Below are 13,421 nucleotides of genomic sequence, written 5' to 3'. Positions count from 1 at the left end.
GATGATGTTTCAGATGTACGGAACCGAAGCCCGTCCGTCGCGGTCCCATGGATCCGCCCTCCGGCTGTTCGGGGTGGTGGCGGTGACCGCGATGGGGCTGGCCGGCGGTGCGCCGGGCGTTGCCCTTGCCCAGTCCACGGCGATGGAACGCCACCTGCCCCCGGCGGCGGAGGGAAGCGGCGGCGGGCTGCGCCCCGGCCCGGCGCCGACGGGGTCGGGGGACGACACCCCGCTGGGCGTCGATGTCGCCGGCTTCCGCCTCATCGGGCTGGACGGCGCGATCATCCCCCATCCGCCGGCCGGCATCACGGTCGCGGGGGCGGAGGGGCTGGACGATGCCGGGTTGCGGAAGGCCCTGAGCCCCTTCATCGGCAAGCCGCTGTCGCGCAAGCTGCTGACCGAGGTCCAGGCGGCGGTGGCGCGGGCCTACCGCGAGGCGGGCCGCCCCTTCGTCTCGATCACGGCACCGCCGCAGGAGATCACCTCCGGCGTGCTGCACCTGCGCGTGGTGGCTTTCCGGACCGGCCGCGTGCAGGTGCAGGATGGCGACGGCGGGCCGCAGGAGCCGGATCCGGCGCTTGCCGCCGGTCTGCGCGCGCCAGCCGGCCAACTCATCGAGGCGGACCGAATCTCCGAGGATCTCGACTGGCTCAACCGCTTCCCCTACCGGCAGCTCAACGGCGTGTTCGAGCCGGGGTCCGATCCCGGCACCAGCAATTTGACCCTGGAACTCAGCCGCCGCCAGCCCTGGCAGGCCTTCGCCGGCTGGTCCAACACCAGCACCGTCAGGGATCACGACAGCAACCGCCTCTTCGCCGGCTTCAGCGCGGGCATCAAGGCGATGCATGACATGACCGTCGCCTATCAGTTCACCGGCAGCCCGGACGTCGTCTCCGATCCCGCCTCGGTCAGGCTGTCGGGAGGAAACTGGCCGGCCTATGTCAGCCATGCCGGGCGCATCGCGGCGATGACCTTTCCGCGGCAGGCGGTCAGCATCGCCCCGAACTTCGTCGCGACGGGGCAGGAGAGCGCCGGCAACATCCTGACCTTCCACACCACCACCGTCGAACTGCCCATCCTCTACCGCTCGGTGCTGTCCAACCTCGACGAACGGCTGGCCGGGTGGGGGACGTCTATGGCGGCGTCGCGCCGAAATGGATGTCGCGCAAGACGCTGTACCGGGGTGCTGGCCTCGCCGACGGATCGGCCGGGGTGTTCGACCTGACCGTCGGCTGGGCGGCCGCCTGGCAGCGCGCCGGCGGCGATACCGCCGATCTTGACGTCCGCGCGGTGGTCAACCGGACCGGGATCGTGCCCGGCAACACCGATGCGGCCTGGAACAGCGTCACCAACGGACGGGTGACCGGGGCCGACTATGCCTATGCGTACGGCACGCTCAATCAGGCGACGTCGCTTGCCGCCGTTCCCGGCCTGAACGGCTTCACCTGGACCACCGCGTTCACCGGCCAGATCGCCGGCAAGGCGCTGCCCGAGACCGAGCAGCTTGCGCTTGGCGGCTATTATGCCGCCCGTGGCTACACGCTGCGCGACGGCAGCGCCGATACCGGGTTCGTGCTGCGCAACGAGCTGCGGCTGCCGGCATTCCCGGTCCTGGGCGCTCTGGAGACCGCGGGTGTTCCCGGCGCCGGGCGGGTGGAGGATGCGGCCTCTCCCTTCGCCTTCCTCGATGTCGCCTATGGCCACAATTACAATCTGGATGCCCTGCAGGGGGTGAACGAGCGGGCCGACACCAGACTCGTCGGCCTCGGCCTCGGGCTCGACTACACGCTTGGCCGGAGCCTGCAGGGCGGGTTGAGCGTCGGCGTCGCCCTGACGGGCGGGCCGGAGACGGACCGCGGCACCGTCACCGCCCAGGCCCGGCTGCTGATGTCGTTCTGACCGCCAATGCCCTCTGCCGCGTCAGCGGGCCAGGTTCAGCGGGGCCAAGTTCAGCGGGCCAGTTCGAAGCGGATCGGCTGCGCGCCCTGCCACAGGGTGCGCTTGCCGAGTTCTGCCAGATTCTCCAGCCCCTCGGTGATGGTGATGAAGTGGTTGCCGGCGAGCTGGCCCATCTTGCTGGAGAACTGGACGCCGCCATAGGCCAGCAGGATCTCGGTCTCGCTGATGCCGCCGGGATAGAGGATGAACTGGCCCGGCGCCGGGTGGCTGGTGTGGTTCTCGTAGCCGAGGCCGAAATCGGTGTCGCCCAGCGGAATCCACACCCCTTCGCCGCTCCAGCGGACATGGACGATCTGGCCCTCGTAGGGCAGCAGGCTGCGGAACTTGGCGCAGGTCTTCGGCGCGGCGGCCGTCTCGAAGCGGGCGCCGAAGGTGAAGGGGCCGGCGGTGATGGTCAGGGCGTCCATGCTTGGGGGATCCTCGCGTTTCGTGGTCGTCGGGTGGAGTGATCGTCTTTTCAGGCGGCGCCGACCTTCGGCCGTGCCAGATCCGGCGTGTCGCAGCGCAGGAAGGCGCCGCGGCCGGGCTGCGCCACGCAGGTGCCACCCTCCACCACCACCTCGCCGCGCGACAGCACGGTTTCCGGCCAGCCGGTCACCTCCAGCCCCTCGTAGGGGGTGTAGTCGACATTGTGGTGCAGCATGGCGTTGGTGATGGTGACCTTGCGGTCCGGATCGTAGATGACGATGTCGGCATCGGCGCCGATGGCGAGGCTGCCCTTGCGCGGGTGCAGGCCGTACATCTTGGCCGGGTTGGTCGAGGACAGCTCGACGAAGCGTTGCAGGCTGATGCGGCCCTTTTTCACCCCTTCGGAGAACAGGATCGGCAGCCGCGTCTCGATGCCCGGCACGCCGTTGGGGATCCAGTTGAAGGGGGTGTCGGCGCCGTGCAGCATCTTGCCCTTGGGGTCCTGGTAGCGGAACGGCGCGTGGTCGGACGACACGATGTGGAAGGTGCCGCCGGCCAGCGCGTCCCACACCGCCGCCTGGTTGGCCTTGTCGCGCGGCGGCGGCGAGCAGATGCACTTGGCCCCCTCCATGCCGTGGCCGTGCAGGTCATGCTCGGTCAGCACCATGTATTGCGGGCAGGTCTCGGCGTAGATGCGCATGCCGCGGCCCTGCGCCCAGTGGATCTGCTCGATGGCCTCGCGGCCGGAGACATGGACGATCAGGATCGGCACGTCGGCCAGCTCGGCCATGGCGATGGCGCGGTGGGTCGCCTCGCGCTCCACCAGCATCGGCCGGGAGTCGGCGTGGTAGCGCGGTGCGGTGTGGCCGGCGGCGAGCAGCTTGTCGGTCAGCCAGCCGATGAAGTCGGCATTCTCGGCGTGGATCATCGCCATGGCGCCGTCGCGCCGGGCGACGCTGAGCAGCTCCAGCACCTGCCGGTCGTTCAGCTTCATGTCGTCGTAGGTCATGTAGATCTTGAACGACGTGTAGCCGTCATGGATCAGCGCCGGCAGGTCCTGGCCCAGCAGCTGGTCGGTCGGGTCGCTGACGATGAGGTGGAAGGCGTAGTCGATCACCGCCTTGCCGTCGGCCCGGCGGTGATAGTCGGTCACCGCGTCGCGCAGCGACTGGCCCTTGAACTGGCAGGCGAAGGGGATGACCGTCGTGGTGCCGCCGCAGGCCGCCGAGCGGGTGCCGGTCTCGAAATCGTCGGCCGACTGCGAGCCGTCGCTGGTCGGCTGGTCGAGGTGGCAATGGCCGTCGACGCCGCCGGGCATCACCAGCCTGCCGGTGGCATCGATCTCGCGGGCGCCCGGCCCCAGCCCGGCGCCGATGGCGGCGATGCGGCCGCCGATCACGCCGAGGTCGGCGGCGAACACGTCGGACGCGGTGGCCAGCGTGCCGTTGCGGATTACGGTGTCGAACTGCGGCATGGAACTCTCCCTCGGTCCCGAAGGACGGGTCTTGCGGTTGCCGGGATCACAAAAAAACCGGGATTACAAAAAATAGCCGCCCGGATTGGCCTCGGCGGCGATGGCGCGGCGGGCGTCGTCCTGGAGGTTGCGCAGATGCGCCAGCATGGCGGCCTTGGCGGCGGCGGCGTCCCGCCGCTCCACCGCGTCCAGCACCGCCCGGTGCTCCGTATCGATCTCGCCCTTGCGGTGGAAGCTGCTGGAGATGCGGAACAGGCGGGCGACCACCCGCATGCGCGTGATGGTCTCGGCCAGCGTGGCGTTGCCGCTGACATGGGCGAAGAAACTGTGGAAATGGTTGTCGTAGAGCCAGTGCTGCATGTCGTCCTCGCCGTCCTCCAGCGCCTCGAGGCCGCGCCGCAGCCCGGCCAGATCGGCGTCGCCGACCAGCGGCACCGCGGTTTCGATGGCGTGGCACTCCAGCAGCTCGCGCATCTGCATGCATTCGAAGAACTCGCGGGCCGAGACGATGCGGACGCGGTAGCTGCGCTCGCTGGTGCGCTCCAGCAGCCCCTCGCCGACCAGCCGGACCAGCGCCTCGCGCATCGGCGTGCGCGACACGTTCAGCCGCTCGGCCAGCCGTCCCTCCGGCACCTCGGCGCCGCCGGGGATCTCGCGGCTGAGGATCAACTCGCGCAGATGCGCGAAAGCGCGGTCGCCGAGATTGGCGGTCCGGGAGGATGGCGGGAGGGCCGGTGGGAGAGGGGGACTCATGGCCGAGCGCCCTTCACTGGCCGTCGACGATGGCGATGTTGCGGTAGGCGCGGCCGAAATGACGCTCGATGCGGCGCTGGACGATGTCCCACAGCGAGGTCATCAGCAGATAATAGAGGGCGGCCACCGTGAACAGCTCCAGCACCATGAAGCGCTCCTGGATGAGCAGCTGGGTGCTGCGCAGCAGCTCCTCCATCGAGATGACCGAGGTCACCGAGGTGGTCTTCAGCAGCCCGTTCACGCTGTTGCCGAGTGCGGGAATGATGATGCGGACGGCCTGCGGCAGCACGATGTAGGCCATCACCTGGGCGGAATTCAGGCCGAGCGCGCGGCCGGCGTTGCTCTGCCCGGCGGCGACGCCGAGGATGCCGCCGCGGATGATCTCGGCCAGATATGCCGCTTCGTTGAGGATCAGGCCGATCAGCGCCGATTCCGTGACCGACAGCTTGATGCCGATCTGCGGCAGGCCGGTGTAGATGATGATGAGCTGGACCAGCAGCGGCGTGCCGCGGAACACCCAGATGTAGGTCTGCGCCACCCGTGCGACCCAGCGGTAGGGCGACAGCCGCAGCAGCGCCAGCAGGCAGCCGACCACGAGGCCGCCGGCGATGCCGGCCAGCGTCAGCCACAGGGTGGTGATCGCTCCGCTGAACAGGTACCCGTTGAACAGGTACTCGAAGAAACCGTCCCAGTTCCAGCCGCTGGTCATTCCGTCACCCTTTCACTCTTGTCCGATGCGCGGGCGGCGGCGAGGACATGCCTCTTCCGCCGCCCGCGTTTCCCCTCCCTTGGCCCGCGTCTCACATGCCGGGGCCGTTGACCTTGAAGGCGCCGTCGTTGGGCAGCAGGCCGTATTCGTCCATCAGCTTCTTGTAGGAGCCGTCCTTCTGCATGTCGTTGAGGACGCCGACCACGGCCTCGCTCAGCGCCTTGCTCTTCATCGCCAGGGCGACCGGGGTCGGGAACAGGCCGTGCAGGGCACGCTCGAAATCGCCGCGCTTGGCGTATTCGGCCGCCGTCGGGTCGATGGCCACCGACGCCTCGGTCTGGCCGGCGCGCAGCGCCTGATAGGCCGTGGCGAAATTGTCGAAGGTCTTGATCTCGATCGGCTTCAGACCCTTGGCGACCACCATCTTGTCGAGTTCACGCAGCTTGCGCTCCTCGAAGCCGCCCAGCTCGACGCCGACCGGACGGCCCGACAGATCCTCCGGCTTGGTGATCTTCAGCGGGTTGCCCTTGGTCACCGAGATGCTGATCGCCTGCGATTCATAATTGATCATCGGCATCATCTTGGCCCGTTCCTCGGTCCAGAAGATGCCGGTGTTGATCAGGTCCCAGCGGCCGGCCTGGAGGCCGGGGATCATCGCCGAGAACTCGATGCGGACATATTCAGGGGTCAGGCACAGGCGCTTGGCGATCTCGTTGCCCAGCGTGATGCGCATGCCCTTCAACTGGCCGCTGCTGTCGACGAACTGCATCGGCGGCAGGGTCGGGTTGGTCGACATCACCAGCGTGCCGGGCTTGACCAGCTCGGAATCGGCGACCGCCGGCTTGCAGGCGGCGGTTTGGGCGGCAGCGGGAAGGGCGAACAGGGTCAGGCCGGCGGCGATCAGCAGCGTGCGAATGGTCATCGTAAACCCCTTTTCTCGTGTTCGAATCTCGGATTCGGGCGAAGCGGTCAGGCGAGGGAGTCGATCAGGCCGTAGGCCGCCAGATCGGCGCGCAGGGCCAGGGCGTCGGCCTCCGGCAGCGGCAGGCGCGGCGCGCGGGGGTCGCCGACCGGCAGTCCCATCATGCCGAGCCCGGTCTTGGAGGCGGCGACGTAGCGGTGGCCGCCGACCCAGCGGACGATGGGCAGCATCTTCTTGTAGAGCGCCAGCGCCTGGTCCTTGTCGCCATGGTCGGCCACCAGCTCGAACAGGCGGGCCGAATCGCGCGGGATCAGGTTGGAGCAGACCGCGACCCAGCCCTGGGCGCCGAGCCAGAAGGATTCATAGCCGAGGATGCCTGCGAACACCGTCATGCGGTCGCCGCACAGCTCGATGATGTCGCGGACCCGCGTCACCTCCAGCGTCGATTCCTTGATGTAGAGGACGTTGTCGATCTCGCTGAGCCGCGCGACGATGGGCGGGGTGAGGTCGACGTTGGCGGTCGCCGGGTTGTTGTAGATCATCACCGGCAGCGAGATCGCCTCGCCGATGCGGCGGTAATGCTCGAACAGCTCGTCGGGCGTCGGCGAGCTGTAGTATGGCGGGATCACCATCACCCCGTCGGCGCCCATGCTTTCCGCTTCCTTGGCCAGCGCGACGGCGTCGCGCGTCCATTCGGCGCCGGTGCCGATCAGCACGGGCACGCGGCCGGCCGCCTCGGTCACGCAGATCTCGATGACCTGCGCCCGCTCCTCCGCGGTCATCGACAGGAACTCGCCGGTGCTGCCGAGCGGGATCAGCCCATGGATGCCCTGCTCGATCTGCCAGTTCACCAGCTTCTTCAAGGCCGGAACATCCACCGCGCCGCCATCGGCGGTGAAGGGGGTGATGAGGACCGTGTAGGTGCCGCGCAATGCCGTCATGGGTTCCCCCAAGCTCCTGCCTAATTTTTGACCTTGCCTAAATACTACTCGTATACTACCTGTATACAGGAATCCAGCGCTAATTGACGCAGCCTCGAAAAGCGCTTTCCACCGCATCCGGACAAAGCCGACCGCCCATGCGCCTCGAACATCCAAGCGTCCGCCGCACTGGCGCTCCCATCGAGATCACCTATGACGGCGAGCGGATTCCCGCGCTGGCCGGGGAGACGGTGGCGGCGGCCCTGGCGGCGCACGGCGTCGCCGCCTACCGCCACAGCCGCGACGGCGGCCGGCGCGGCCTCTATTGCGGCATGGGCGCCTGCTTCGAATGCCTGGTGACGGTGGACGGCAAGGCGAGCCAGCGCGCCTGCCTGACCAAGGTGGCCGACGGCCAGACCATCCGCTCGCAGCCGCCGGCCGGCACGCCGGAGGATCCGCTGGTCCCGCTGGTGCCGCCGCCGGTGGGCGACGCGCCGGAGGAGCGGGCGGTCGACCTGCTGGTGATCGGCGCCGGCCCGGCCGGTCTGGCGGCGGCGGAGGCTGCGGCGCGGCGCGGTGCCGACGTGGTGGTGCTCGACGAGCGGCCGCAGAGCGGTGGGCAGTATTTCAAGCCGCTCGCCCCTTCGCACCGCGCCGACCGGCCGACCGACCGCCAGTTCCGCGCCGGCCTCGCCCTGCTCGACGCGGCGAAGGCGGCCGGCGCCGCCATCGTCCAGGAGGCGACGGTGTGGGGCGCCCATGCCCCCGACGAGGTCGTCGCCGTCGTTGCCGGGCGCGAGACCGTCTACCGGCCGCGCCGGCTGGTGATCGCCGGCGGCGCCTATGAGCGGCCGGCGCCTTTCGCGGGCTGGACGCTGCCCGGCGTGATGACGACCGGGGCCGGCCAGACCCTGGCCCGCGCCTATCGCGTGTCGCCCGGCCGCCGGGTGGTGGTCGCCGGCAACGGTCCGCTCAATTTGCAACTGGCCTGCGAACTGGTGGAGGGCGGCGCCGCGGTGGCCGCCGTGCTGGAAAGCGCGCCGCGCCCGTCGCCTGCCCAATGGCGGCAGATGCTGACCGCGCTGCGCGCCGCCCCCGGCCTGATCGGCGATGGCGCCCGCTACCTGCTGAGGCTGCGGCGCGCTGGGGTGCCGGTGCTGTGGGGACAGGGCATCGTCGCGGCGGAGGGGGAGGGCCGAGTGGAGCGGGTGCGCTATGCGCCGCTCAGCGCCGATGGCGCTCCCCGGCTGGCCGAGGCCGTCACCGTTCCGGCCGATGCGCTGTGCCTGGGCTACGGCTTCATCCCCTCGACCGAGATCGCCCGCGCGCTCGGCTGCGCCCACCGGTTGGTCGAGGACCGCCATCTCGGCTATCTCGCCACCGAGATCGCGGTGGACGGCGCCACCAGCGTGCCGGGGGTCTTCGCCGTCGGAGACGGCGTCGATCTCGGCGGGTCGCGGGTGGCGCAGGCGCGCGGACGCCTCACCGGCATCGCCGCCGCCACCCAGCTCGGCCTGAGCGACAGCGACCCGGAGGAGGGCCGGCGGGCGCTGGCCGATTTGCAGCGGGCCGAGGGTTTCCAGGCGGCGCTGTGGTCGATCTACCAAGCCCCGCCGCCGCGTCTCGACACCGTGCCCGACGACGCCATGCTGTGCCGCTGCGAGGAGGTCACCTTCGGCCGGGTCCGCGCCGAGATCGCCGCCGGCCATGACAGCCTCGCGGCGCTGAAGCGCAACACCCGGCTCGGCATGGGCCGCTGCCAGGGCCGCTATTGCGCGGCGACCGCCGCCCTGCTGCTGGAGCAGACGACCGGCAGGAAACGGGCGCCCGAGCAGTATCTGGCGCCGCGCCTGCCGGCCAAGCCGACGCCGGCCGGCGCCTTCGCCTTCGAGAAGCCGGAATGGGGCGGCCACCAGCGCGCCATCACCCCCAACCTCGCCCGCCCGCTGGAAGACGGCCCGCTGCCCGACCAGGAGGCGGAGATCCTGATCGTCGGCGGCGGCGTGGTCGGTTCCTGCCTCGCCTATTACCTGACCCAGGCCGGGCGCGACGTGCTGGTGGTCGAGCGCGGCGACACCAACCTCCAGGCGTCGGGCGCCAATGCCGGCAGCCTGCATGTCCAGCTGCTGTCCTTCGACTTCGGCGCCAAGGCCGAGGCGGGCGGCGGGCCGGCGGCGGCGACGCTGACGCTCGGCCCGCGCTCCATCGCCTTGTGGCGGGAGCTGGAGACGGCTTGCGGGGCCGACTTCGAGCTGGCCGTCACCGGCGGGCTGATGGTGGCGGACAGCCCGGCCGGCATGGAGTTCCTGCGCGCCAAGGCGGCGCTGGAGCGGCGATACGGCGTCGAGAACGCCATCATCGACGCGGCCGAACTGCGCCGCCTCGCCCCCGCCTTGTCGGACGGGCTGATCGGCGCCGAATACGCCCCGCAGGAGGGCAAGATCAATCCGCTGCGCGCCACCTATGCGGTGCTGGAGCAGGCGCGCCGCCAGGGCGCCCGCTTCCTGCGCGGGGTGAATGTCACGGGCATCGCCGCGGCTCCTGCGGTCGAGGGCGGCGGCTGGCGGGTCGAGACCTCGCGCTGCCGCATCCGCGCCAAGCAGATCGTCAACGCCAGCGGCCCGTGGGCGCGCGAGACCGGGCGGCTGGTCGGCATCGACGTGCCGGTGCACAGCGCGCCCTTGCAGATGATCGTCACCGAGCCGGCGCCCAAGCTGGTCGGCCAGTTGGTCGCCCATGCCGACCGCCATCTCAGCCTGAAGCAGGCGGTCACCGGCGGGCTGATCATCGGCGGCGCCTGGACCGCCGTCTTCGACCCGGCGCGGCGCTTCAACACGGTGTCGCGCTCCAGCATCGAGGGCAACCTGTGGGTCGCCCGCCATGTGCTGCCGCAGATCGCCGGGCTGCATGTGGTCCGCGCCTGGGCGGCGATGAACATCAACATCGACGGGGCGCCGATCCTCGGCCCGGTGCCGGGCTTGCCGGGCTTCTTCAACACGGTGACGTCCAACGGCTTCACCCTGGCGCCGGTCGTCGCCCGCATGACCGCCGATTTGCTGCTCGACGGCCGCACCGACATCGACCCGACCCCCTTCCTGATCGACCGGTTCGGCTGAACCGCCGGCTCATCCATTCAACGCCCCCATCGCCAAGAGACGCCCCAATGATCGCCATCGAGAATGTCAGCAAGAGCTATGGTACCTTCCAGGTCCTGAAGGACTGCACGACCACAGTGCGGAAGGGCGAGGTGGTGGTGGTCTGCGGCCCCTCCGGGTCGGGCAAATCGACGCTGATCAAGTGCGTCAACGGACTGGAGCCCTTCCAGTCGGGCCGCATCGAGGTGGACGGCATGGATGTCGGCGCGCCGGGCACGAAGATGTCGGCGCTGCGCGCCCGCGTCGGCATGGTGTTCCAGAATTTCGAGCTGTTCCCCCATCTGACCATCATGCAGAACCTGACCCTGTCGCAGCGCAAGGTGCTGGGCCGCCAGACCGCGGAGGCCGAGGCGAAGGGCGAGGCGTTGCTGGCGCGGGTCGGGCTGGCGACCCAGGCGCACAAGTTCCCCGGCCAGCTGTCCGGCGGCCAGCAGCAGCGCGTCGCCATCGCCCGCGCCCTGGCGATGGACCCCATCGCCATCCTGTTCGACGAGCCGACCTCGGCGCTCGACCCGGAGATGATCAACGAGGTGCTCGACGTGATGGTCGAGCTGGCGAAGGAGGGCATGACGATGATCTGCGTCACCCACGAGATGGGCTTCGCCCGCAAGGTCGCCCACCGGGTGATCTTCATGGACCATGGCAGCATCATCGAGGACTGCACCAAGACCGAGTTCTTCGAGACCCAACGCTCGGAGCGCGCCACCCAGTTCCTCGCCAAGATTTTGCAGCACTGATCCCCGGCCGGATGAGCCGCCGCCCCCTCTCCCGCCGGACAAGCCGATCAGAACCTTTGCAGGACAACGGTTCGTCTGCTTTGTTAGGGGAAGATCAGCGTCAGGTGGCAGGACTTGGTATGAGCATGGACATGGGCGATTCCAAAGCCGCGACGCCGGCCGCAGCCGGCGTCAATCTGGCGAGCATGGCCTACCGCACCATCCTGGAGATGATCCTCGACCGCCGCATCCCCAGCGGCGAGGTGATCGTCGAAGACCGGCTGGCCACCGCGCTCAGCATCTCGCGCACGCCGATCCGCGAGGCGCTGGTGCGGCTGGCGAGCGAAGGGCTGATCCGCAAGGAGTTCAACCGCCCCTACCGGGTGCGCGAGGTCTCCAACCGCGAATATTTCCAGAGCATGCGCCTGCGCGAGATCCTGGAGGGGGAGGCCATCGCCGCCGCCGCCTCCAGGGTCGATCCGGTGCGCTTGCAGGCGATGAAGGCCGAGATGCTGCGGCTGCGCGACGAGCCCAAGATCCGCTTCGAGGACCATTGGGCCGCCGATGAGGAGCTGCACACCCTGATCGCCGAGGCGTCCGGCAATGCGGTGCTGGCGCAGATCATCCGCGACCTGCGGGTGACGACGCGCCTGTTCGAGCTGTCCGGCCTGCCGTCGCGCATCCGTCCCGACTGCGACGAGCATCTCGACGTCATCGCCGCGCTGGAGAGCGGCGATGCGGCGGAGGCGAGGGCCGCCATGGAGCGGCACATCCGTAGCCTCGCCAAGGATGTGCTGGGCGAGATCGCCAAGAGCTGAGCGGTTGCTCTGGGCGGTCTCCGCTTGCGGCAGTGTGGCCAGGGACGAGTGTGGCCAGGGACGACTTGATGGGAAGGGCGGCGGACCAACCTCATAACGCCAGGGGCCGCCAACCCGGGGCCACCCAAAAGGAGACCGCTGCAATGGCCGAAACCGCCGTAGGCCGATTCACCACCGGTTCGCCGATGCGCCATGTGATGGTGATGACCGCCACCGGCTCGGTCGGGCTGATCGCGGTGTTCGCGGTCGATCTGCTGAACCTGTTCTACATTTCGCTGCTGGGCGAACGCGAGCTGGCGGCGGCGGTGGGCTTCGCCGGCACCGTCCTGTTCCTGCAATCATCGCTGTGCATCGGGCTGTCGATCGGCGCCGGAGCGCTGGTCGCACGCGCCATCGGCGGAGGCCGGCGCGCGGAGGCGGCGAGGCTGGCGGGATCCAGCCTGATTCTGACCGCGCTGGTCGCCGCGGCGGTCGGCCTGCTGACCCTGCCGCTGCTGGGACCGGCGATGGATCTGCTGGGCGCGAGGGGAGCCACAAAGGATCTTGCCGTCGGCTATCTGACCATCCTGTCGCCGACCCTGCCGCTGCTCGGCCTCGGCATGGGCTGTTCGGCGATGCTGCGGGCGCAGGGCGATGCGCGCCGCGCCATGACCGTCACGCTCTATGCGGCGCTGTTCACCGCGGCGCTCAACCCGATCCTGATCTTCGGCCTGCGGCTGGACCTGACCGGTGCGGCGGTGACGGTCGTGCTGTCGCGCTGCCTGCTCGCCGCTGTCGGCTGGCATGGCGTGGCGCGGGTGCACCGGCTGGTCGCCGCCCCGGGCTGGACCGGCCTGATGACGGATGCCGGGACCCTGGCCGGCATCGCCGGTCCGGCGGTCCTCACCAACCTCGCCACCCCGGTCGCCGGCGTCTATGTCACCACCAGCATGGCGCGTTTCGGCGATGCGGCAATCGCCGGGGCGGCCATCGTCGACCGCCTGGTTCCGGTCGCCTTCGGCACCATCTTCGCCCTGACCGGCGCAGTCGGCCCGATCCTGGCGCAGAATCTGGGTGCCGGCCGCCCCGACCGGGTGCGCGCGACCCTGCGGGCCAGTCTGGTGCTGATCGTCGTCTGGGTGCTGGCGGTCTGGCTGGGTCTGTTCCTTGCCCGCGATCTGGTGGTGGGCGCCTTTTCCGCCGAGGGCGTGTCGGCCGATCTGGTCCGCCTGTTCTGCACCGCGGTGGCCGGCGGCTTCCTGTTCGTCGGATTCCTGTTCGTCGGCAACGCCGCGTTCAACAATCTGGGCTTTCCCCTGCTGGCGACCGGGTTCAACTGGGGCAGGGCGACGCTGGGGACCATACCGTTCGTTGCGGTTGGCGGTTGGCTGGGCGGGGCGCCGGGGGTGCTGATCGGACAGGCGGCGGGATCGGTGCTGTTCGGCATCGCGGCGGTTCTGGTGGCGTTCCGGGTGACCGGGCGGCTCGGCCGGAGCGGAGGCGGCCCGGCACCGGAGGCCGTGGCGGTGCCGGCCGACGTTCCGCTGTCCGGCAAGGCGGCGGTCGCGCTGGCCGTGCAGGTCAACCGGCCGTGAGGCGGCGGCCGGG

At 69.9% G+C, this 13,421-nt stretch carries 12 protein-coding genes; 6 read left to right on the top strand and 6 right to left on the bottom strand.

Annotation, left to right across the window (positions count from 1 at the left end):
* Position 1: 1 nt before the first annotated feature.
* A complete protein-coding gene (locus tag ABNQ39_RS22090) occupies positions 2 to 1,225 on the top strand; it encodes a POTRA domain-containing protein (RefSeq protein WP_376960565.1) in 1,224 nt (407 codons plus the stop codon).
* Positions 1,159 to 1,899 (top strand): ShlB/FhaC/HecB family hemolysin secretion/activation protein, encoded by a 741-nt coding sequence (locus ABNQ39_RS22085; protein WP_376960563.1) that lies wholly within the window; start codon positions 1,159 to 1,161, stop codon positions 1,897 to 1,899. Before ABNQ39_RS22090 ends, ABNQ39_RS22085 begins: the two co-directional genes overlap by 67 nt.
* A 50-nt stretch (positions 1,900 to 1,949) precedes the next feature.
* On the opposite strand, the gene ABNQ39_RS22080 is transcribed toward ABNQ39_RS22085, so the two are convergent.
* From ABNQ39_RS22080 to dapA, 6 genes are all read right to left on the bottom strand, one after another.
* Positions 1,950 to 2,366: a DUF3830 family protein gene (locus ABNQ39_RS22080; protein WP_222528017.1), complete on the bottom strand. Its 417-nt coding sequence runs from the start codon at positions 2,364 to 2,366 to the stop codon at positions 1,950 to 1,952.
* A gap of 50 nt (positions 2,367 to 2,416) precedes the next feature.
* On the bottom strand, positions 2,417 to 3,841 hold the full coding sequence (gene hydA / locus ABNQ39_RS22075) for a dihydropyrimidinase (RefSeq protein ID WP_376960560.1): 1,425 nt from the start codon (positions 3,839 to 3,841) through the stop codon (positions 2,417 to 2,419).
* 63 nt (positions 3,842 to 3,904) lie between these two features.
* On the bottom strand, positions 3,905 to 4,594 hold the full coding sequence (locus tag ABNQ39_RS22070) for a GntR family transcriptional regulator (protein WP_376960558.1): 690 nt from the start codon (positions 4,592 to 4,594) through the stop codon (positions 3,905 to 3,907).
* Between the two features lie 13 nt (positions 4,595 to 4,607).
* Complete coding sequence (locus ABNQ39_RS22065) at positions 4,608 to 5,303, bottom strand: amino acid ABC transporter permease (protein WP_376960556.1); 696 nt, start codon at positions 5,301 to 5,303, stop codon at positions 4,608 to 4,610.
* A 91-nt stretch (positions 5,304 to 5,394) separates the two neighbouring features.
* Entirely contained in the window at positions 5,395 to 6,225 is an 831-nt protein-coding gene (locus ABNQ39_RS22060; protein WP_376960554.1) for an ABC transporter substrate-binding protein, read from the bottom strand.
* Between the two features lie 47 nt (positions 6,226 to 6,272).
* On the bottom strand, positions 6,273 to 7,166 hold the full coding sequence (dapA, locus tag ABNQ39_RS22055; protein WP_376960552.1) for a 4-hydroxy-tetrahydrodipicolinate synthase: 894 nt from the start codon (positions 7,164 to 7,166) through the stop codon (positions 6,273 to 6,275).
* A gap of 137 nt (positions 7,167 to 7,303) precedes the next feature.
* Between dapA and ABNQ39_RS22050 the strand changes: the two genes are divergently transcribed.
* From ABNQ39_RS22050 to ABNQ39_RS22035, 4 genes are all read left to right on the top strand, one after another.
* Positions 7,304 to 10,261: an FAD-dependent oxidoreductase gene (locus ABNQ39_RS22050; protein WP_376960550.1), complete on the top strand. Its 2,958-nt coding sequence runs from the start codon at positions 7,304 to 7,306 to the stop codon at positions 10,259 to 10,261.
* Between the two features lie 47 nt (positions 10,262 to 10,308).
* Positions 10,309 to 11,037 carry an amino acid ABC transporter ATP-binding protein gene (locus ABNQ39_RS22045; protein WP_376960548.1) on the top strand — a complete coding sequence of 243 codons (729 nt, stop codon included), beginning with the start codon at positions 10,309 to 10,311 and terminating at the stop codon, positions 11,035 to 11,037.
* Between the two features lie 131 nt (positions 11,038 to 11,168).
* On the top strand, positions 11,169 to 11,834 hold the full coding sequence (locus tag ABNQ39_RS22040) for a GntR family transcriptional regulator (protein WP_376960546.1): 666 nt from the start codon (positions 11,169 to 11,171) through the stop codon (positions 11,832 to 11,834).
* Positions 11,835 to 11,977: 143 nt separating this feature from the next.
* Positions 11,978 to 13,408 (top strand): MATE family efflux transporter, encoded by a 1,431-nt coding sequence (locus ABNQ39_RS22035; protein WP_376960544.1) that lies wholly within the window; start codon positions 11,978 to 11,980, stop codon positions 13,406 to 13,408.
* Positions 13,409 to 13,421 lie beyond the last annotated feature (13 nt).

Origin of the sequence: Azospirillum sp. A26, from assembly GCF_042604635.1 — a bacterium.
In the GTDB taxonomy this organism is placed as follows: Bacteria; Pseudomonadota; Alphaproteobacteria; order Azospirillales; family Azospirillaceae; genus Azospirillum; species Azospirillum palustre.
This window is presented reverse-complemented; position numbering and strand designations above follow the sequence as displayed.